This window comes from Pseudomonas sp. R3-41 (assembly GCF_054161485.1).
The window spans coordinates 2,702,284-2,723,292 of the sequence record NZ_CP096421.1 but is presented as its reverse complement, the minus strand read 5'-3'; the positions used below and the strand labels follow the sequence as shown (position 1 = coordinate 2,723,292).

At 56.0% G+C, this 21,009-nt stretch carries 11 protein-coding genes and 5 pseudogenes; 8 read left to right on the top strand and 8 right to left on the bottom strand.

Going from position 1 to position 21,009, the window contains the following annotated elements:
* Window positions 1–66: 66 nt before the first annotated feature.
* A complete protein-coding gene (locus tag M1D99_RS12345) occupies window positions 67–1,323 on the bottom strand; it encodes an MFS transporter (protein ID WP_256657142.1) in 1,257 nt (418 codons plus the stop codon).
* Between the two features lie 564 nt (window positions 1,324–1,887).
* Here M1D99_RS12345 and M1D99_RS12340 point away from each other — a divergent pair.
* The 3 genes from M1D99_RS12340 to M1D99_RS12330 all read left to right on the top strand — a co-directional run bounded on the left by M1D99_RS12340 (window position 1,888) and on the right by M1D99_RS12330 (window position 8,912).
* Window positions 1,888–7,506 carry an amino acid adenylation domain-containing protein gene (locus tag M1D99_RS12340; protein ID WP_458131934.1) on the top strand — a complete coding sequence of 1,873 codons (5,619 nt, stop codon included), beginning with the start codon at window positions 1,888–1,890 and terminating at the stop codon, window positions 7,504–7,506.
* 76 nt (window positions 7,507–7,582) lie between these two features.
* Window positions 7,583–8,632: a MupA/Atu3671 family FMN-dependent luciferase-like monooxygenase gene (locus M1D99_RS12335; protein WP_134660711.1), complete on the top strand. Its 1,050-nt coding sequence runs from the start codon at window positions 7,583–7,585 to the stop codon at window positions 8,630–8,632.
* A gap of 34 nt (window positions 8,633–8,666) precedes the next feature.
* Complete coding sequence (locus tag M1D99_RS12330) at window positions 8,667–8,912, top strand: phosphopantetheine-binding protein (RefSeq protein ID WP_134660710.1); 246 nt, start codon at window positions 8,667–8,669, stop codon at window positions 8,910–8,912.
* 169 nt (window positions 8,913–9,081) lie between these two features.
* Here the strand turns inward: M1D99_RS12330 and M1D99_RS12325 are convergent, their stop codons facing one another.
* Entirely contained in the window at window positions 9,082–9,306 is a 225-nt protein-coding gene (locus M1D99_RS12325) for an Arm DNA-binding domain-containing protein (RefSeq protein ID WP_458131933.1), read from the bottom strand.
* 823 nt (window positions 9,307–10,129) lie between these two features.
* Here M1D99_RS12325 and M1D99_RS12320 point away from each other — a divergent pair.
* Together M1D99_RS12320 and M1D99_RS12315 are read left to right on the top strand one after the other, a co-directional pair.
* A pseudogene (locus M1D99_RS12320) lies at window positions 10,130–10,261 on the top strand (hypothetical protein); the annotation flags it as partial.
* Window positions 10,261–10,485, top strand: a pseudogene (locus tag M1D99_RS12315) (hypothetical protein); the annotation flags it as partial. The pseudogenes M1D99_RS12320 and M1D99_RS12315, both read left to right, overlap by 1 nt.
* On the opposite strand, the gene M1D99_RS12310 reads toward M1D99_RS12315, so the two are convergent.
* Window positions 10,435–11,205, bottom strand: a complete 771-nt coding sequence (locus M1D99_RS12310; RefSeq protein WP_458131932.1) for an SDR family NAD(P)-dependent oxidoreductase — start codon at window positions 11,203–11,205, stop codon at window positions 10,435–10,437. The pseudogene M1D99_RS12315 and the gene M1D99_RS12310 overlap by 51 nt on opposite strands.
* A gap of 77 nt (window positions 11,206–11,282) precedes the next feature.
* Entirely contained in the window at window positions 11,283–12,176 is an 894-nt protein-coding gene (locus M1D99_RS12305) for a transporter substrate-binding domain-containing protein (RefSeq protein ID WP_458131931.1), read from the bottom strand.
* 268 nt (window positions 12,177–12,444) lie between these two features.
* Between M1D99_RS12305 and M1D99_RS12300 the strand changes: the two genes are divergently transcribed.
* The 3 genes and pseudogenes from M1D99_RS12300 (at window position 12,445) to ppsA (ending at window position 15,726) form a co-directional block, all read left to right on the top strand.
* A complete protein-coding gene (locus tag M1D99_RS12300; protein ID WP_458131930.1) occupies window positions 12,445–12,951 on the top strand; it encodes a heme-degrading domain-containing protein in 507 nt (168 codons plus the stop codon).
* A 162-nt stretch (window positions 12,952–13,113) separates the two neighbouring features.
* Window positions 13,114–13,239 (top strand): annotated as a pseudogene (locus tag M1D99_RS12295) (hypothetical protein); the annotation flags it as partial.
* 123 nt (window positions 13,240–13,362) lie between these two features.
* Window positions 13,363–15,726: a phosphoenolpyruvate synthase gene (gene ppsA, locus M1D99_RS12290; RefSeq protein WP_458131929.1), complete on the top strand. Its 2,364-nt coding sequence runs from the start codon at window positions 13,363–13,365 to the stop codon at window positions 15,724–15,726.
* 94 nt (window positions 15,727–15,820) lie between these two features.
* Here the strand turns inward: ppsA and M1D99_RS12285 are convergent.
* The 4 genes and pseudogenes from M1D99_RS12285 to M1D99_RS12270 all read right to left on the bottom strand — a co-directional run.
* Window positions 15,821–16,417, bottom strand: a pseudogene (locus M1D99_RS12285) (methyl-accepting chemotaxis protein); the annotation flags it as partial.
* A gap of 261 nt (window positions 16,418–16,678) precedes the next feature.
* A pseudogene (locus tag M1D99_RS12280) lies at window positions 16,679–17,611 on the bottom strand (cache domain-containing protein); the annotation flags it as partial.
* A 446-nt stretch (window positions 17,612–18,057) separates the two neighbouring features.
* A complete protein-coding gene (locus tag M1D99_RS12275) occupies window positions 18,058–19,554 on the bottom strand; it encodes a CoA-acylating methylmalonate-semialdehyde dehydrogenase (protein ID WP_458131928.1) in 1,497 nt (498 codons plus the stop codon).
* Window positions 19,555–19,643: 89 nt separating this feature from the next.
* Entirely contained in the window at window positions 19,644–20,948 is a 1,305-nt protein-coding gene (locus M1D99_RS12270) for an aminotransferase class III-fold pyridoxal phosphate-dependent enzyme (RefSeq protein ID WP_458131927.1), read from the bottom strand.
* Between the last annotated feature and the right edge of the window lie 61 nt (window positions 20,949–21,009).

The following is a 21,009-nucleotide window of genomic DNA, read 5'->3' as shown; positions in this document are numbered from 1 at the left end:
TTTTTACCAAGGAAAACCTGGCAACTAAAACGACACGAGGAAAACTTTGCTGCAGACCGACCTCTATCAACGATCTACATGGGTCAGCGCGGGAAGGTCTTCAATATCTCTGGTATGCCGTAACGCCGAAAACACTACAGGAAGGGATGAAACACACATCAATACCGTTGCAATGAATATACTCGCGACTGGACTTACAATACTGCCCAGCCACCCACCGAAAATTGCCCCGCTTGCCGCCGCAATGCCGATACAGGTTCTGATACTTGCAGTCACCTTGCCGAGACTTTCCAGCGGACAAGAAGACTGCCGATAGGAATATTGGGCAATGTCAAACAATACAAAGCGAACAGACGTCAAACATAGATAGAGTGTCGGCAGCAATAGCGGATGACTTTGTGCCCCACCCAAAAGGAAACCTGCCGGACTAAGAAAGACTACCCACCACATTATTTTTGCACTACCGACTGAACGCATCAAAGCACTCGCGAGGATAGCTGCCAACAGCCCGCCACCTTCACCGATAAAAAAGACAATACCGACCATTTGCGGTGAAAGCTTCAAATCGCTAATCAAGTAATATAAAAAAACCGCATTCATCATGGCCAGGCAGAACATCGAGCCAATGGTCGTCATCGCAGTTCGCGCCAATACCGAATTGGCATATAGCAGCTTGAATCCCTCACCTATTTCCTGCAGCAAGGGCGGCCTTTTGGTTACCTTCACCTTGCTCGACTCGTCAGTCTTGGTAAAACTCAGGAGAACAGCGCTGGCAATATAGGAAACGACATCGAATAACAGCGTGAGCGGGGCTCCGATCCAGCCCGCCATGAACGTGCCGATCCCCGGGCCACCGACCCGCGCGGCTGATTCCGTGGTTTCGATCTTGCTGTTCGCCTCGGGCAAATCCTTGCGCGGCACAAAAATCGGATAGTAGGAGTGATAGGCGATTCCGAAGGCGACCGAGAACACGGAACACAAGAAGGACACGGCATACAGCCAGTACATCGAAAGCTGATCGTAAAATGCAAATAGCGGGACGGTAACCAATATCGCCGCTCGCACGAAGTCGCACACGATCATCAAACTTCGCTTGTTGAATCTGTCGATGTAGACACCCGAAGGTATTGACGCAAGCAATACAGCAATGGAGGCCATAGCGCGAAGTAAGCCAATCTCACCCGGAGTTGCACTCAACGTGGTAATGGCGAGCAGTGGAAGAATAATATTGGTGATAGACGAGCCCATCTCGCTGACGGACTGCCCCATCCAAAGACACATGAAGTTTCTGTCCCGCCAGAGGGACCCTTTTTCAATACTCAAGCAATTAGCCTCCGACATTCTTCCGCTTTAACAGGCGGAGTTATATTCCCTTATTTCGCTGGCAAACTTTAGTTCATCCAAGCGTCGGCTTTTACTTGTAGGCTGAATCCAACAGCTTCCTCAGCATTTTTTATTGGTAACACAGGAAAAACGGAGGCGTAAAGATTTTTTTTCGCGATCGGCAACAACCGCTTTAACGTCCACACAAGCTGTGCGGTTGCTGCTGAAATCGGCGACAAAACTACCACCACCCTCCCCCGACAAAGCACTTACCCATTGTTTTAAATCACAAAAATTATAATGCAAGCGCTGATTTTGCTGCCATGCCCCCCATTACCGTTACAACGTCATTACAAACCCATACCTGAACATCAGCGGATAACCTCAATTATTTTTTATGCTCTGCTACAGCCGCAACGCTAAGTAATATGGGGCTTGCGGCGAGCCATGGCTATACGCCACTACCGGCTCGGCTGATGAAATTGATTTTTTGCGCTTGACCCTAGCGCAAATGAGATTCTATGGTAATTCGCAGGAGCTACTCGACTATGGATGGTATATCGAATGGATTTTTGTTCTAAGGCTAATGCACATAAAGACCAAAGATCAGCGGCCGAGAGAATTCTCGCCCAGCATATAAAGAGCGCACAGAAAACATCTGAGCCGCACACGCAACTCGATATTGATACATCCGCCCTGTCTTACGGCCAGAAACGCATGTGGTTCCTGCACCTGATGGATCCGAACAGTGCGGCCTACAATATTTTCAGCATCGCCAAATTGCATGGCCACGTTAACTTGGATGCATTACGCCAGGCATTTCAAGCGTTGATCAACAGGCACCCCAGCTTGCGCACTTCTTTCCAGGCCAATGACAACGGCCAGCCTGAGTCGGTAGTCCATGACGCCGTCGACGCTGACGTGTCCGTCATCGACAATCCCGAATCGGCAGAGCAATGCCTGGATAGTTTTATCTGGCAGCCATTTGACCTGAGCCGCGCCCCCCTGCTCAAGGCCGTTGTCATCCGCACTGACGATGAATCCTGCCTGATGGCCCTGGTGATTCACCACATCGTCGCCGATGGCTGGTCGCTGGGTATCCTGCATGAAGACCTGCAACGCTTTTATGCCGCCGCACTTGCCTCGCAAGCGTTACCTGCCACTGGCAATATCGATTTCAGTACCTTCGTCGCGGCCGAAAAAGCCTGGCTTGCCAGCGAAGCGGGTATCCGCAGCCGGCAATTCTGGAAGACCCAGCTCCACGACCTCGCACAAATTGAATTGCCAATGGCAACCCCCCGGCCGGCCATCGCCAACTTCCGGGGCAATCATATTGACCTGACACTTCCACAGGGGTTGGTGCAATCACTGGAAGCCTTAGCCAAGCAATATGACAGCTCGCTCTACATGGTCCTGGGCGCCGCACTTAAGGTGCTGTTGCATCGGTATTCAGGCCAGACTGACATTGTCTTCGGCACCCCTGTCGCCAACCGACCGGTCGAGGAGCTGGAGAATGTCCTAGGGTTATTCGTGAATACGGTCGTGCTGCGCACCCGCATTCTTCCACAGGCCAGCTTCACTACCGTCCTCAAGGCATTCAGAGACACGACGTTGCTCGCGCTGGAGCATCAACGAACGCCATTCGAACAGGTGGTGGAAGACCTGAACCCGGAGCGTTCGCTCAGTCATAACCCGTTGTTTCAGGTGCTTTTCACTCTGCAGAACGTCGAGGCCGGAAAAATTGAGTTGCAAGGTACGCGAACCGAGCTCCTGAAGGTCGATCTGGACGTTGCCCGGGTCGACCTGGAATGGACGTTGTGGCGGCGCCCGACAGACGCGCGCCTGCGGATCAACTATGCGCTGGACCTGTTCGACGAGCAGGTGATCCGGGAAATGGCCAGCCATTACGAATGCTTGCTCAATTGCATCGTGCAGACACCGCAACAGGACATCTCCCAACTCCCCCTCTTCCACAAGCTGTCCTCCACGAACGGCACGCCAGACGAGCAGGTCTGGCCAGACTGCGGGCTGCATGGATTGTTTCTTGACGCGGCGCAAATCTCACCGAACGCCGGTGCGGTCTCGGACAAGCACGGCCTATTGACCTTTGACCAACTCAGCCGCCAGTCAGCCGCGCTGGCCGTGCAGTTACTGCAAAGTGGCGTGCGCCAGAGCGACACCGTCGCAATATGTGTCGAGCGCAGCGTCGATATTGCTGTAGCCACACTGGCCGTCCTGCGAGCGGGTGCGGCATTTGTCCCGATCAATCCGGCGGATCCCGACGATCGACGTGCCTTTATTACCTCGGACTCCAATGCCCGGGCGATCATTGTGTCTTGCGCAGACAAAGGCTGCGATACGATCCCCAGTATCGTCATCGGTAAAGCCCACGACCAGCCGACGCCAGAACAACTGCGCGCGATTGACGCGGCGGTTGTGCCCGAATCGCCTTGCTACATCCTTTATACCTCCGGTACGACCGGCAGGCCAAAAGGCGTCATAGTTTCCCACGGCAATATCGTCAATACGATGCGCGCCTGTCAGTTGCTGCATGAATGCTCGCCTTCGGATGTCGGGCTGGTACTCGCGGCAAGCACCTTTGATGTCTTCTACTTCGAGCTGTTTATCGCCATGCTGGCCGGCGGACAGAGCCGAATTGTGACCCAGGAGGAAATCTTCTCGCCGCAGGCGATTGACGAGCTGCTGAAGACCGCGACGATCTTTCAGGCCGTTCCCGGACTGATGGAAAACCTGCTGACGTCCATGTCACAATCCGCCTCACACAGTCATGAATCGCTTCGAGTGGTGATCACCGGTGGCGACATCGTACCTGCCGACCTGCTGGCCACCTTGTCCCACGCCTTCCCCAAGGCCAGGGTCTTCGTCGCGTATGGCCCCACCGAAGCGACCATTTTTTCCACGTTGTATCTGTACGACAAACAACGCCCGGTCACCGGTTATCCGATAGGGCAACCGCTGGACGGCGTTGAAGTCGTCATCGCAGATGAGCACGGCAATGTGCTGCCCGATGACGTAACCGGCGAAATCTGGATTGGCGGTCGAGGCGTGGCCACCGGCTACATCAATCGTGAGGCAGAAACCCGCGCCAGCTTCATCGAGTTGAGTGGACGCAAGTATTACCGCAGCGGTGATCGGGGCCGCTGGAACAGGGCGCAACGAACCTTCGAGTTCCGCGGGCGCCTGGACAGCCAGGTGAAAGTCCGCGGGTTTCGCATTGAGCCAGGCGAAATCGAGGCAGTGCTGACCAGCCTGCCCGGCGTTCACAATGCCGTGGTGCTGGCAGTCGGCGATCCCGGGAGCAATTGCCGGCTCGTGGCCTGTGTGACAGCACAGGATGCACCTCTCGAACAGGACCAGAATGCGTTCGACGCCGATGTTGTCGCGCATTGGCGCACCCTCTTCGACCAGACCCACGAAATTTCTGCGTCCGGAACGAGGGACTTTACCGGCTGGAACTCCAGCTACGATCAGCAACCCATTGCGCCATCAGTCATGGACGAATGGTTGGACGGAACAGTTGAGAACATCCTGCGTTATCTTCCAGAGCAGCGCTCAACGCCACCCAATGTTCTTGAAATCGGGGTCGGCACGGGATTGCTCGCTCAAGAACTCGCACCGCACTGCGCGCGCTATGTTGGCGCAGATTTCTCCACCTCGGTCATTCTCAAGCTGCGCCAGAAACTCCGGCTGTCCAGACTCACGAACATCGAGTTGTCAGTGGCAGAAGCCAGGAACCTGCCTGAGTTTGAGGCCCTGTTCGATGTCATCGTGGTCAACTCGGTAAGCCAGTACTTTCCCGACATGGCCTATTTGACCGAGGTGCTGGACGCCTTGCTCAGCCGGCTCGCCCCAGACGGCGTGATCTACCTGGGAGATGTCCGGAATTACTGCCTGTTGGAAATGTTCCACGCCTCGGTACAGTCTGCTCGGGCGCCGCAACTGACGAACGATGAGTTGCTGCCCAGAATTGCAAAGGCTGTCCAGGATGAGCCGGAACTGAACGTCAATCCGTGCTTCTTCCACAACTACGCGAAAAAAACCGGGCTGATGCCGCGCATCGAACCCCGTCGCGGACGGCACGCCACGGAGATGAACAAGTATCGATATGACGTCACGCTCAGTCGACCCTCGGCCGCTTGCAACGATGACTTGCCAGCGTTGAACTGGCAGGAATGGCGTGCAGGAAACTGGACGTTTGAGAAGCTGGCCAAACATCTACGTTTACGGACAAACGCTGCTTTCGCATTCACCGGTGTACCTCACGGCCTGCTGATTGACGATCTGCGCCGGCGCGATGAACTCTACTCAACTGATACTCCCTCGACGCTGCCTGACAGTGTCATCCCTGAAGCGCTTCGTGAACTTGCTACCGAGTGTGGCTATACCGTCTCGTTCAACTGCTCGGATCATCCGGACGGGTACTACGACATGGTGTTGTCAACAGCGGCGCATCCGGCCAATCTGTTCGCCACGCTTGCCGGGCGCAGCTTCCGGTCAGAGCCGTCGGCCGACGGTAACAATCCGGGGGCACGGCTGAAGAAGGTTCAGCTGTCCAACCTCATCAAGGAGGCGCTCTCCAAACGCCTGCCCAGCTACATGCTGCCTTCGGTGATAACCGTCCTGGACGCCTTGCCGATCACCGCCAACGGAAAAATAGACAGAAAAAGAATACCAACGGTCTTCAGCACCACCACCGACAATCGGCCACCCAAAAGCCCTTCGGAGCTGTTGATCGCACGAATCTGGCAGGACGTACTGGCCTATAAAGTGGAGTCGGTCGCCGATGATTTCTTCGAGGTCGGCGGAACCTCGTTACTGGCGATCTCCATTACCGTTCACTTGCGGCAGGCCGGCATCAGTTTGATGCCTCAGGTGGTCTTCGAACACAGAACCGTGGAGCTGCTGGCCCGCTGGATCGACACCGTGCAACCTCACCACGAGCAACCGCAAGCCATCACCCATGTGGAGCCCGCTGCCGCCGAGCCCGAAATCGACTTCACGCGCATTGATGCTGGCCTCGACACCTGGCGTCATTGCAGGCAAGTGCTGTTGACTGGGGCCACCGGCATGCTCGGCATCCATATTCTGCATAAGCTTCTTTACAGCTATCCGCAGCTGGAAATTGTTTGCCTGATGCGCGGCCAGAATGACCAGGCCGCCCAGGATCGGCTCGCCAGTCAATATGCCTGGTACTTCTCGCAGTCCGAGATCGATGCGTCGGTATTTTCCCGACGAGTACGGTGCATCAGGGGGGACTTGCGAGAAAGGAACCTGGGGCTTGGCGACGAGGCACGCTCGGTACTGACAGCGACGTGCGACAGAGTGATACACGCGGCGGCGGACGTGCGTCATGTTGGCTCGGAGCGCGACTTCTTTGCCGTCAACACCGATGGCACAGAGCGCGTGATCGAGCTGTGCTCACAGCTCGCCAAGCCCAACCTGTGCCACATTTCGACTATCGGCGTGGCGGGACGGAGCCTGGATGGCGTGGCGAGGTCCATCAACGAGTATCAGCTTGAAGTCGGGCAAACACCGACCGAAGCCTATTCGGCCAGCAAGATTTTCGCGGAGCATTTGATCGCCGACTTCAATAAATCAGGCGACTACGCGACCGTCTTCAGAGTGGGCACGGTTTCACCTAACTCCGTGAGCGGCAAATTCCAGCGAAATATCGATGCACACTTTTTCAGCCGCTACGTACGCGCCGTCATGGGCCTGGGCGTTGCCGCCGACTGGACGGAGCGACGTATTCAACTCATACCGGCCGACACCATGGCCCAGGCGGTTCTGCTGCTCGGCGGCCAGCCTCTGGCAGCAGGTCGCACATTCCATATCCAGACCCCCAACGCACTGCCCTATGGTGAGTTCATCCAGACCCTCAATGAGCTGGGGTACGACATCGATCTGGTATCAGCACAGGAATTCGAGGAGACGCTGCCGATATTGGGGCGCGACAAGGCACGGGTTGAAGACGTCGGCCGGATTCTGCCGATGACCTACCGAGGCGCTGGTCGCCCGGTTGCGCTCAAGCATGCCGTGACTGACGCCTGGCTCGAAAAATTGGGCTTCCAGTACTTCAAGCCGACGAAATCATGGATTGCAGACTTCGTGGCCCATGGGGTGGAGCAGGGATTTTTCCCGCCCGCAGGCGGTGCTCGTTGACGTTCACCGACCACTCGAACGCTGGGCAATCCCGTTGAAATTTCGCTGCTCATAACACGTTAAGGATGACCTGAACATGCAACTCAGCCTGTTTTACTTTGCGGATGCGGCAACCGGAAAAAAATCCACCGGCAATACCTATCAATTGTTACTGGATGGAGCTCGCTACGCTGACGCCCATGGCTTCGCCGCCGTGTGGATACCAGAACGGCACTTTCACCCCGTGGGGGGGCTTTACCCGAACCCGGCGGTACTCGGTGCGGCGGTAGCCATGGTGACTGAGCGGGTACATATCCGCGCCGGTAGTGTCGTCGTGCCTTTGCATCACCCCTTGCGCTTGGTCGAGGAATGGTCCGTCGTCGACAATCTGTCGAACGGCAGAGTGGGTATTTCGCTGGCTTCCGGCTGGAATCCTCGCGACTTCGTGCTGGCTCCCGGGGCTTATGAACACAGACGCGATTCAACATTTGAAACCGTGCAGACGCTCAGAAACCTATGGTCGGGCCAGCCCTTTGGGGAGGGGGCTTCGAAGGTCGCGACCTTCCCTCCTCCTGTCGCACCTCTCCAACTGTGGATCTCGTCGTCGGGCACTCTGGACACCTTTGAAGAAGCCGGTCGCGCCCAAGCAAGTGTCTTGACCCATCTGGTCAAGCAGGACATTCCCGAGTTGGCGGAAAAAATCAGCGCCTATCGTACGGCACTGGCGCAAACCGGCAGTGCCTGGCGTGGACACGTCACTTTGATGCTTCATACCTACCTGGCACCTAGCCGTGAACAGGCGCTGCGGGACGCTCAAACTGCGCTGGAAGACTACCTAATCGGCTCCTTGACGCCCTATCGGGCAGGCACCAGCCAACGGGTGGCCCCTGAAACCCATGAAACGGTGCGTGCTCAAATAAAGGACAGCGCGCAGCGATACTTATGTGAGGCGGGACTGATCGGTGATTTGAACTATGCAAGACAAGTGGTTGATCTTTGCCATTCGGCGGGTGTTGATGAAATTGCCTGTCTTATCGACTTCGGCCTCAAGCACGAAAGCGTCATGGAAGGCCTTGACCAACTGAGCATCTTGCGAAAGTACATGTCCGAGTTAGAGCAACCCGTTGCCCACATGGACCATTTGTAACGAAACTTCGTGATACCAACCAAAGGAAGTGGTTATGACCATCGAGATCCAGATCCTGGAAGACAAAATATTAGAAATCTTTCGCTCAGTAACTCAAGTGCCATCACTGACCGCAGACGACGATTTCTTTAACTCCGGCGGCGATTCATTACTGGCGGTGGAAGCCGGATTTCAAATCTCCCAGATTATTGACCAAGAGGTGGACCCAATGGTGATCTTTGTATTTACAACCGCATCCACCTGCGCGGTTGCAGTATCAGAACAGTACTTGGCAGCCTAACCTATACTTTCCCTCGCTCCGAGCGCAGAACTACGTCTACCTGCTCGGGCGAGGCGAAATTGGATGGAGATCGGCAGGACACCCTGACTAACCGGGCCAAAGGCCCTGTCTTGGTAATGCTGTTGCCAGCGCAAAACCATACCGGTATTAACATCGTGCTCTCGAGCAATCAACGACCGCCTGGCAACATCACGCAGAGCGCCAGCATCTCGTAGGCTGTCTCAGGATAGGTACCGAGCGAAATCCGACGTTGCCCGCCCGCCCAAGAATAACGGAAGTGCCAGCTCTTGGTGCCTTTCGTATTCACGAAAAGCGCGAGCCCATCAAAGTCAGGAAGGGTGTAGTTTTTGGTGCGAGGTTTGGCGTGTCGGACCGCCGTGTTGGTAAGGACCATTGTACTAACTCCATTTCATGCGAATGAAGGAATGTTGTACGGTTTTCAGAGTGCCAAGCATCTCTAAAAACTGATTTACCAAGCGTCGAATTGATGTACTAAAAAATGTACTAAAAAATCGTGGCTATCGATGTATCAGAGTAGACTTTAATGAAACTAAAAAAGAGGCCGAAGCCTCTTTTTTTGATTTCTACATACTCCAATGGAAGTCTATAGAAAAATAATTGGAGCGGGAAACGAGACTCGTATCTGGTGTCCGACTCGTTGAAATCTAAGGGGTTTATTTTCTTGCCGGGGCAGGAAAAGACTTGATTCTGGACTTATTCTTGGGGTGTATCAAGGGGCAAGAAAGCGTGATTCCGGACTGTGCCAATTTCTTCTACCCATACCTAGTCGGGCGGAAAGCGTCCGGTCTGGACAGATACTCACGGATTTCTTGGATAACTAAATGGAGTGGTGACGCTGCTCCCGCTGAAAAATATGTGCTTGACTCCTGAGCAGCAGCCTCACCTCTTGCCAAGTCAAGAGCAGATCCACAACATGCCGGACGGGTAAGTATCGGTCATAAGCGGCCCCTCACCATGCGGCTTACAGGCGACAAATCACCTTTCGCCCCCTTCCCCCTATCACAGACTACTGGAGGTCATTTGGAGTATTTTTGAGCTTTTTGCCCTGAAACGACCGCTCTTGAGACCAAAATGTATTCGGTAAGTCTGAGCATTGTTGAGGGCGCGCAACGCCATTGAAGAAGCGCCAGAAACCCAACCCACACCGAACTCTCGGTAACGATCGGACTGATCGAGCAGTGCAATCGCTTATCGCTTCCCACTTACAGAACCAGGCCGCTCTCGCCCGCCGCGAAGCCGTGCTCGACGGCTTGGCCAGCCTCGGCTACGAAGTGCGCGAAGGCATGGCGACTGCCTGGGTAGAAACCGGCAAGGTCGTGCTGCGCAAATCCCCCTGCTACCCATGAAACGCAAACCCAAGCCCGGTTTGCCTCGCTTGTTTGATCGGCCAAAATACCGGCAGCGCAACATCATCGAACACATGGTCGGCTGGCTGAAAGAAAGCCGCCGCATCGTCACACGCTTCGACAATCAAACCGAACCTGGGACGGCCTTAGATACTCTATCTGATGTAGCTGCCGCCATTTACATCCAACGTTGCACCATTGAGTGAAGCTTGAGAAGGCCGCAATGTGAACGCCACCAACTCGGCGATTTCAGATGGGTTGGCCATGCGCCCGACCGGTATATCAGATACCGCCGCTGTTTCACCATGTTGAGCTACGAATTTCTCCGCCATGTCTGTGCGTACCCAGCCCGGTGCAATCGCTACAGCGACAATGCCCTCGCCCGCCACGCTACGTGCCAGCGACTTGGTGAGGTTGATCAGCGCCGCTTTACTCGTACCGTATGGCAGTGCATCAGCGGCATAGCCGCGCTGAGCTGCCCGGCTCGCCATGTTTATAATCCGCCCGCCATCGTTGGCACGAAAATGTATGACCGCCTCACGAGCCAGGTCGGCGGCAGCAAAAAAGTTCACCTGAAACTCTCGGCGCCATGCGGCTCGCCACTCCGAGGAAGGCGCTCCAAGTGGAATCTCAGTGCGAATGCCAGCGTTATTGATAAGGCCATGGATTCGGCCTCCGGCCAATTCCAAGGCAGCTTTCCAAAGATCCTCTGGCCCGGTTTCCTTACTCAGATCTCCCTGAACGATCCAGCCTTTTCCGCCGATAAGGCCCAACAAGCGCTGCGCCCCCTGCTCATCGCGGCTGTAATGGATCAGTGGACGAGCACCTTCCGAGGCAAGTCGCTCAACGATTGCTGCGCCAATACCGCCAGAGCCACCTGTAACCAGGATGGTTTGCCCGGCAAGGGGACGTGTAGCATCACTCATCTGTGCTTACCTTCGCTCAGTTTAAATCGGACATGCCCTCTGACCGCATAGACAGAAGGCATGCCCGGATGTGGGCTTTATTTCTTCTCAGCGTTGGCTTCGACCGAAGCTTTGTCCACCAGCTTCTGGATGTCGCCAGTCTCACGCCGCTGCGTCAGGTAAATATTCAGCACTTGTAGATCTGCCGGTGAGATGTCTCTACGCACGCCGAATGAAACACCCTGCTTGGCCAATGCTGGTTTAGGCAAAATTTCCCGTGTCCAATCCGGGTTGGCCAGGGCGAAAAGGTGATTGGTATCGCTGGCGTCTACCAATACGTCGGCACGCTTGGACATCACAGCCAAGCGGGCTTCATCCATGCCTGGTAGACGCATGATTTTGCCGTTACGCACAATTGAAGAAATAGCCTTGTCTTGCGCAGTGCCAGACATCACGGCAAACGTTACTTCAGGCTTGTCGAGAGCACTGACATCGTCCTTGGCGTCAGCAAACTTGGGGTTGTCCTTGTTCACCAGCAGCGACACTTGATAGTCGGTAGCGGGCACTGTGAAAGCGACCGCCAATGCCCGCTCAGGAGTCTGGTTGAGAGCCATGGCCAGATCCCATTTGTTGCTCTGCAGCCCAGCTACCAGATTGTCCCAGTTGGTATCAACAAAGGCCACCTTGACCTTCAAGACTTTCTCGCCAAAGTCGCGGCAGAGATCGACAAAATAGCCGCTGTACTCGCCAGAACTAGCATTGCGCATGACATATGGGGCGGCCACGGCAGCACCACAGCGAAGCACTCCTGCCTTTTGCACATCTTGCCAGATGGAGCCTTCGGCCGCTTGAGCAGCGGACTGAGCCATCAAGGCACCGCACAGACTGGCGCCAACAAATAGAGCTTTGAAGGAACTAGGGATTAACCGAACCATTTTAACCTCACTGATAATCGTTGTTTTTGGCAGTAAAGGTAGAACGCTAAGCTGCATGCTGCTTTGTGTGCATGTCTGTATTCACAATAAAAATTATCTGAGGGCCTGTCAACCAGCCTTCTACAATCTTTCTTAATCGCCAAGATGAGCGGTAATGGATTCATATCAGCGAGGCTCTGGACCTTCGTGACCAACGATAATTACGTTTGAAAAATAGAAACTTAGCGCAAGAACAATTGTATTTAACTCACGTTATGTTTCAGCTCATGCTGTCGAGTATTGTTGCTCATGTACGTCGACCATGAGCTTGGCTGGGAGAATCGAGATGAGCCTGAAAGACGGTCTAGCACTACTGATTCGCCAAGAGGAGGCACTTCAATTCGAACATTTCGATGAGGAAACCGCCTGGCAGTTGGGTACACACATCTATGAGCGAGCTGAGACCGAATCGTGGCCTCTTGTCATTGAGGTGAGACGCTTTGATCGTCCGCTGTTTTTTGCCGCACGTCCTGGAGTAACCTCCGACAACCTTGACTGGGTAGCGAGAAAAGCAAACACGGTTCGGCGTTTCTTACGCAGCTCTTACCGACTCAGATATCAATTGGCTTTGGAAAATCTGGATATCTCTGAGCGCTATCATCTTTCACCTGCGGAATACGCAAGCGTAGGGGGTGGGTTCCCCATCAGTGTCCGGCGTGCTGGTGTGATTGGCTCTGTCACGGTCTCAGGCTTACCTGATCGGGAGGATCATCAGATCATTGTCGAGGCGCTCTGCAAGCATCTGAATCATGACTTTGATGCACTGAAGCTAGCCTCTGAGAATCCCTTTTAAGATTGGCACGAGCGTTACGCACGCCTCATTCCGCGTTTCAACGTACAGCCACCCAAATGCCGAGAGAGACCACCTCTGAATTACAGCCCCCTAAGGTGACATCAGCAAGACGGATCGCGCGATGCCTCTCATCGACGGATTAGAACGCTCCAAAAACATTCAATGAGTCTATCCATGTCCAATACATCACTGGCGCCTGGCTTGAAGCAATGTCACGTCACCATGTTGTCTATAGCCGGTGTGATCGGCGCTGCCCAGCGTGGAGATGCACCCCATTTCCTGATTGCTGAACTCAAGAAAGGACACTCATCAAACCGTACAACATCCAGAGCAAAGGGCACCGTCGCCTGAGACAATGTCGAACAACTGATGCTTCGCAAGTGCCCCGCTACGTTTATCGGAGAGATTAAAGTGGTTGAATATGTAGTTTTCTTTGAAAGCATTGGCGCTCATGACGTTGAGCATGTGGGGGGCAAGAACGCATCCCTGGGCGAGATGATCAGCAACCTCGCCGGTGCCGGCGTATCGGTGCCAGGTGGCTTCGCCACGACCGCCCAGGCTTATCGTGATTTCCTGGAACTGAGCGGCCTGAACAAGCAGATCCACGATGCGCTCGATGCCCTGGACGTCGATGACGTCAATGCCCTGGCCAAGACCGGTGCCCAGATCCGCCAATGGATCATGGAAGCCGAGTTCCCCGAGAAACTCAACGCCGAGATCCGCACCGCTTTCGCCAAGCTATCCGAAGGCAATCCCGACATCGCCGTCGCCGTGCGTTCCTCGGCCACCGCCGAAGACCTCCCGGATGCCTCCTTCGCCGGCCAGCAGGAAACCTTCCTGAACATCCGTGGCGTGGAAAACGTCATCCGCGCCGCCAAGGAAGTCTTCGCCTCCCTTTTCAACGACCGTGCCATTTCCTACCGCGTGCACCAGGGCTTCGACCACAAATTGGTCGCCCTCTCCGCGGGTGTGCAGCGCATGGTCCGCTCCGAAACCGGCACCGCCGGCGTGATGTTCACCCTCGACACCGAGTCGGGCTTCCGTGACGTGGTGTTCATCACCGGCGCCTACGGCCTGGGTGAAACCGTCGTGCAAGGCGCGGTGAACCCGGATGAGTTCTACGTTCACAAAGGCACGCTGCAAGCCGGTCGCCCGGCCATCCTGCGCCGCAACCTGGGCAGCAAGGCCATCAAGATGATCTACGGCGACGAAGCCAAGGCCGGTCGCTCGGTGAAGACCGTCGACGTGGACAAGGCCGAGCGCGCGCGTTTCTGCCTGACCGACGCTGAAGTCAGCGAGCTGGCCAAGCAGGCGATGATCATCGAGCAGCACTACAAGTGCCCGATGGACATCGAATGGGCCAAGGACGGTGACGACGGCAAGCTGTACATCGTGCAGGCCCGTCCGGAAACCGTGAAGAGCCGCACCCAGGCCAACGTCATGGAGCGCTACCTGCTCAAGGAAACCGGCACCGTGCTGGTGGAAGGCCGAGCCATCGGCCAGCGCATCGGCGCGGGCAAGGTGCGGATCATCAAGGACGTCTCGGAGATGGACAAGGTCCAGGCCGGCGACGTATTGGTATCCGACATGACCGACCCGGACTGGGAACCGGTGATGAAGCGCGCCAGCGCCATCGTCACCAACCGTGGCGGGCGTACCTGCCACGCGGCAATCATCGCCCGTGAACTGGGAATCCCGGCGGTTGTTGGTTGCGGCAACGCCACCCAATTGCTCAAGGACGGCCAGGGCGTTACCGTTTCCTGCGCCGAAGGCGATACCGGCTACATCTTCGAAGGCGAGCTGGGCTTCGACATCAAGAAAAACTCCGTGGACGCCATGCCGGAGCTGCCGTTCAAGATCATGATGAACGTCGGCAACCCGGACCGCGCCTTCGACTTCGCGCAGTTGCCGAATGCCGGCGTGGGCCTGGCCCGCCTGGAGTTCATCATCAACCGCATGATCGGCGTGCACCCCAAGGCGCTGTTGAACTACGACGGCCTGCCACAGGAAATCAAGGACAGCGTCGACAAGCGCATTGCCGGCTACGACGATCCGGTCGGTTTCTACGTCGAGAAGCTGGTGGAAGGCATCAGCACCCTGGCGGCGGCGTTCTCGCCGAAAAAAGTCATCGTGCGCCTGTCGGACTTCAAGTCCAACGAGTACGCCAACCTGATCGGCGGCAAGCTCTACGAGCCGGAAGAAGAGAACCCGATGCTGGGCTTCCGCGGGGCTTCGCGCTACATCAGCGAGTCGTTCCGTGACTGCTTCGAGCTCGAATGCCGGGCTCTGAAGCGCGTGCGTAACGAGATGGGCCTGACCAACGTCGAGATCATGGTGCCGTTCGTGCGCACCCTCGGCGAAGCGAGCCAGGTCGTCGACCTGCTGGCGGAAAACGGCCTGGCCCGTGGCGAAAACGGCTTGCGCGTGATCATGATGTGCGAGCTGCCATCCAACGCGATCCTGGCTGAAGAGTTCCTTGAGTTCTTCGACGGTTTCTCCATCGGTTCCAACGACCTGACCCAGTTGACCCTGGGCCTGGACCGCGACTCCGGGATCATCGCCCACCTGTTCGACGAGCGTAACCCGGCGGTCAAGAAGCTGCTGGCCAATGCGATTGCCGCCTGTAACAAGGCCGGTAAATACATCGGCATCTGCGGCCAGGGCCCTTCCGACCACCCGGATCTGGCCAAGTGGCTGATGGAGCAGGGCATCGAGAGCGTTTCGTTGAACCCGGACTCCGTGCTGGAAACCTGGTTCTTCCTGGCTACCAACTAGCAAAAGGGTCCGCTCTCCTCTCTAGCGCTGGCTTACACTCCTGCGCAGCAGTCCCGGCTCATCACAACGTTTAGCCGGGACTCCCAACTCAACCCTAAGTGCGGAAACGCCGGACCAACGAATCCAGCTCACCGGACAAGCTCGCTAGGCTTTCTGAATCTAGACGTGCGGACTGAGCAAGTTCAGCAACCAACCGCGCATCCCCATGAATCTGGCTCATGTGCTGCTGGATTTCCTCTGCTACTTGATGCTGCTGTTCGGCAGCCGTGGCGATCTGGGTGTTCATGTCTCGAATGATGTCTACCGACTCGCGGATCTGTCCAAAGCTGTCCCTCGCCCTGCCGATGCGGCTGACCGATTGCACCGAGACTTCCAGGCTAGCGTGCATCTGCTCGGCCACTTGAGCCGTGCGGCCGGCAAGGCTTCCCAACAAACCGTCAATTTCTGAGGTTGAATCGGCGGTACGCTTGGCCAGCGCACGGACTTCGTCGGCAACGACGGCAAACCCTCGACCTTGGTCGCCAGCCCGCGCAGCTTCGATGGCAGCGTTCAGAGCAAGCAGGTTGGTCTGCTCGGCAATCGAGCGAATGGTACCGAGAATTGATTGGATGGAGTTGCTATCACGCTCCAATTGCTGGATCGACAACGCCGACTGCTCGATCTCCTGACTGAGCAGACCAACACTCTGCACAGCGGCATCGATCTGCTGCTGGCCCTCATGAGCCTGCTGTTGACCGTTATCGGCCGATTGGGCAGCTAGCCCGCAGGAACGGGCCACCTCGTTAGCGGTGGTGACCATTTCATGGAAGGCGGTAGAAACCATATCCACGGCTTCGCGCTGCCGGCTGGCCGCTTGCGCCATATCGCCGGACACACGAGTCGAGCTGGCCGAGGTACTAAGAATCTTGCCGGCGGCCATGCCGATCTGCTGGATCAGGCTGCGGATCGTGCCGAGGAACTGGTTGAACCAACTGGCCAAATGCGCGGTTTCGTCACGCCCACGTACTTCCAAGTCGCGAGTCAGGTCTCCTTCACCCTGGGCGATATCCTCCAGGCCGCGGGTGACACTATTGATCGGGCGCACAATGAATTTGGCAAAGCTGACGCCGACTGCGGCAAATACGAGGGCCAGAACGAGCGCTAGCGTACCAACCAGCCAAGTCAGGTGGGTGGCGGCCTGCATCACCTCTTCCTGCTGGATCAGGCCGATGAACGTCCAACCCAGTTGTACGTCGGAATAGACATTGGCCATGTAGCGTTCGCCGTTGATCGAGACCTCAATCAACCCCTTGCCGGCCCTGGCCAGTTCCGCATAACCCGGGCCAAAGCTCTCCAATTGCTTAAAGTTGTGGCTGGCATCGCGTGGATCGACCATCACGTTGCCGTTGTTTTCCATCAGAATCAGGTAACCACTTTCCCCGAGCTTGATCTGCTTGACGATCTCGGTGAGGCCCTTTAGTGACACATCAATATTGACCACTCCCCCCAAGTTACCGAGCTGGTTGGCCACCGTGCGCACGGTGCTGACCAACACCGCGTCGTCGCCGGCCCAGTAGTATGGGGCAGTGCGCTGGGTCTTTCCGGGATTGGCCATCGCCTGCTGGTACCAGGGCCGTTGGCGCGGGTCGTAGTTGGACAGTATTTGACCTGCCGGCCAGGTGACATGGCCGCCATCGCTGACACCATAGGAGATGTAGGCGTAATGGGGGTGGGTCTTGCCCAGACGGTCGAACAACTCGGTCACACGCCGATCTTGGTCACCTAACTTCACGATTTGGGTATGGGTTTGCTGATACTTGTTCAGGTTGTTGCCGGTATCGGTCATCTCGGATTGCGTCGCCAGAAAGTCGACGTTCTGAGCAATCCCCTGGAAAAAGATGCTCATCGCATTACTGACCTGGTGGATTTCCCGACTGCTGCTATCCAGGAAATTTTCTCTGGCTTTGTCACGAAGATTGAGGATGACCACAATAGCCACCAGGATAATGGGCAAGCTAGCAATCACAGCGAAGGCCCAAGTCAACTTTTGCTTGATATTCATTGATGCTCTCTGTGTTTTTATTCTTGCGGAACGATGCGATCACCTAAGGAATGGCAAGTCTAGTTCTCTAAGAAGTAGGCTCGATTCGCTAAAACCAGCGCAAAAAAAGGCCGCCAGTGTGGTAGCGGCCAGGTCTTAAGCCAAAGCTTTAGACGAAGGGTTCCTGGTGAGGAGCCCGCTAACCAAAATGGTTAGCGGGTAAACCGTAGAACTCTACGGGTGCAAGCAACAGCGCATCTCAAATCCCGTCTGACCAGTGATGACGCTGTTACTCGAACAAGGTGCCTGCCTTAGCCATTGCTAGGGAAAGCGAATTGAGCTGCTTCGTGACTGGTGCGTTGTGGCCAGCGCTGAGTGATGGCTTTCTTACGGGTATAGAAACGCACGCCGTCAGGGCCGTAAGCGTGCAGGTCGCCAAACAAGGAACGCTTCCAGCCGCCGAAACTGTGGTAACTCACCGGCACCGGCAGCGGCACGTTGACACCGACCATGCCCACTTCGATCTCGTCACAGAACAGACGAGCCGACTCACCATCGCGGGTAAAGATGCAGGTGCCGTTGCCGTACTCATGGTCGTTGATCAGCTGGATCGCCTCTTCCAAGCTATTCACACGGACAACGCACAGCACCGGGCCAAAGATCTCCTCCTTGTAGATGCGCATCTCTGGGGTAACGCGATCGAACAAGGTACCGCCGACGAAGTAACCTTCTTCGTTGCCCGCGACTTTGAAGCCGCGGCCATCGACCACCACCGTGGCACCAGCGGCCACTCCGTCATCGATGTAACCCAGCACCTTGTCGCGTGCGGCGGCGGTCACCAGCGGCCCCATGTCCAGCCCGCAGGTGGTACCGGCACCGATCTTCAGCGCCCTGATTTGCGGTTCCAGCTTGGCGATCAGTGCATCTGCAACCTGATCACCCACGCAAACAGCGACGGAAATCGCCATGCAACGCTCGCCGCACGAGCCGTAGGCGGCCCCCATCAGTGCGCTAACGGCATTGTTCAGATCAGCGTCTGGCATCAACACAGCGTGATTTTTCGCGCCACCCAAGGCCTGGACGCGCTTGCCGCGCTTGGTGCCTTCGGCATAGATGTACTCGGCGATCGGCGTGGAGCCGACGAAGCTCAGGGCCTTGACCGCAGGGGCTTCGATCAGTGCATCCACGGCTTCCTTGTCGCCATGCACGACGTTCAGTACGCCCTTCGGCAGGCCAGCTTCGTGCAGCAGTTCGGCAATCAGCAATGTGGAGCTTGGATCACGCTCAGATGGCTTGAGGATGAAGCAGTTACCGCAGGCAATGGCCAGCGGATACATCCACAACGGCACCATCGCCGGGAAGTTGAAAGGAGTGATGCCGGCCACGACGCCAATCGGCTGAAGATCACTCCAGGCATCGATATTCGGGCCAACGTTACGGCTGTATTCACCTTTGAGGATCTCGGGAGCGGCAGACGCAAACTCAACGTTCTCGATGCCACGCTTGAGTTCGCCGACGGCGTCCTCGATGGTCTTGCCATGCTCTTCGCTGATCAGTTGGGCGATACGCTGCTCATTCGCCTCCAGCAACTGCTTGAAGCGGAACATCACCTGTGCACGCTTGGCTGGAGGGGTGTTGCGCCAGGCCGGGAAAGCCGCTTGCGCAGACTCGATGGCTTTTTGCACTGTGGCGCGGCTCGCCAGGCCCAGCTTGTGGATTGCCTGACCTGTGGCTGGGTTGAATACATCGCAGGTACGGCCACTTTCTGAATAGGGTTCGCCGTTAATAAGATGAGTGATAACGCTCATGAAATCCTCTGAACTGCAATAAAAACCAATAGAGATGATGCTCACAATTGTTTATGGAGCATCCATCCACGCGTCGACTCTTAAACGTATTAGCCAAGCACCGAGCCGATTACTTCATCCAGGATGGCGATACCCGCTTCAACCTCTTCAGCACTGATGATGCATGGCGGAACCACGTGAATGCGGTTCTCGACCACAAACGGCAACAGACCACGCTCCATCAGCTTGGCCTTGAGCACCTGCATCGTTTGTGCAGCCAACGGTGCGCGACTTTCTTTATTGCTAACAAACTCCAAAGCCCAGAACACACCAGCACCGCGCACCTCACCGATCGATGTATGACGCTTCTGCAGGTCACGCAGACGCGGCCCCAAGCAATTGGCTCCGATGTTCAAGGCATTTTCTACAACCCCTTCCTTACGCATCGCGTCAATCGAGGCGACAATCGAGGCCATGGCAAGCGGGTGCCCAGAGTAGGTCAGGCCTCCAGGGAAGTAGCGCGTTTCGAAATAAGCGCACAGCTGCTCCGAGATCACAACGCCGCCGACAGGGACATACCCAGAGTTCACACCCTTGGCGAAGGTGATCAGATCAGGCACTACACCATAGTGTTCTAGGGCAAACCACTTGCCCGTCCGACCAAAACCGGACATAACTTCGTCCAAGATGAGCAAAATGCCGAACTCATTTGCCAGTTCGCGTACACCCTGCATATAGGACGCGGACGGCATCAGAATGCCGGCCGTGCCCGGGAGACTTTCGAGAAGAATCGCCGCGATCGAACTCGAACCTTCGCTCTCAATTACTCGTCGCAGATGACGGAGTGCACGCTCCGTCTCTTCGACCTCAGTCTGCGCATTGAACTCGCTGCGATACAGATAAGGCGTGAAGAAGTGAACATGGCCACGTGCGTACTCATTCGGCACGCGACGTGGGTCACCCGTAGCAACAATCGCCGATCCGGTATTGCCGTGATACGAGCGGTAGGATGACAACACCTTATCCCGCCCGGTGAAGAGGCGGGCCATGCGGATCGCGTTTTCATTGGCATCGGCGCCACCATTCGTGAAGAAGACTTTTTTAAAGCCCTCAGGTGCCTGCTCAATAATGCGCTTGGCCGCCTCGCCTCGCATAAAGTTGGCAGTCGATGGCGCAACGGTGGTCAGAGTGGCCGCTTGCTCCTGAATCGCCGCGATGACCGCTGGATGCTGATGACCGAGGTTGGTATTGACGAGCTGGCTCGAGAAATCCAGATAACGCTTGCCTTCATAGTCCCATACCGTAGAACCCTCCCCACCTGCGATCACTAAAGGGTTGAGTGCTCCTTGAGTCGACCACGAGTGAAATACAAACTCGCGATCAAGATCCTTCACAGATTGATTGGTAATCGGCATGTTAATCATCGACCTTTTAAAATAATAAATTCGAAAGAAAAGTGCTGCCGCAGGCTCCCGA

Bases quoted from the DNA above. Each gene is read 5' to 3' on its own strand.
- M1D99_RS12335 (WP_134660711.1), top strand. From the start codon at position 7,583: ATGCAACTCAGCCTGTTTTACTTTGCGGATGCGGCAACCGGAAAAAAA.
- M1D99_RS12330 (WP_134660710.1), top strand. From the start codon at position 8,667: ATGACCATCGAGATCCAGATCCTGGAAGACAAAATATTAGAAATCTTT.
- M1D99_RS12270 (WP_458131927.1), bottom strand. From the start codon at position 20,948: ATGCCGATTACCAATCAATCTGTGAAGGATCTTGATCGCGAGTTTGTA.
- M1D99_RS12325 (WP_458131933.1), bottom strand. From the start codon at position 9,306: ATGGTCCTTACCAACACGGCGGTCCGACACGCCAAACCTCGCACCAAA.
- M1D99_RS12275 (WP_458131928.1), bottom strand. From the start codon at position 19,554: ATGAGCGTTATCACTCATCTTATTAACGGCGAACCCTATTCAGAAAGT.
- M1D99_RS12305 (WP_458131931.1), bottom strand. From the start codon at position 12,176: ATGCAGCTTAGCGTTCTACCTTTACTGCCAAAAACAACGATTATCAGT.
- M1D99_RS12310 (WP_458131932.1), bottom strand. From the start codon at position 11,205: ATGAGTGATGCTACACGTCCCCTTGCCGGGCAAACCATCCTGGTTACA.
- M1D99_RS12300 (WP_458131930.1), top strand. From the start codon at position 12,445: ATGAGCCTGAAAGACGGTCTAGCACTACTGATTCGCCAAGAGGAGGCA.
- M1D99_RS12340 (WP_458131934.1), top strand. From the start codon at position 1,888: ATGGATTTTTGTTCTAAGGCTAATGCACATAAAGACCAAAGATCAGCG.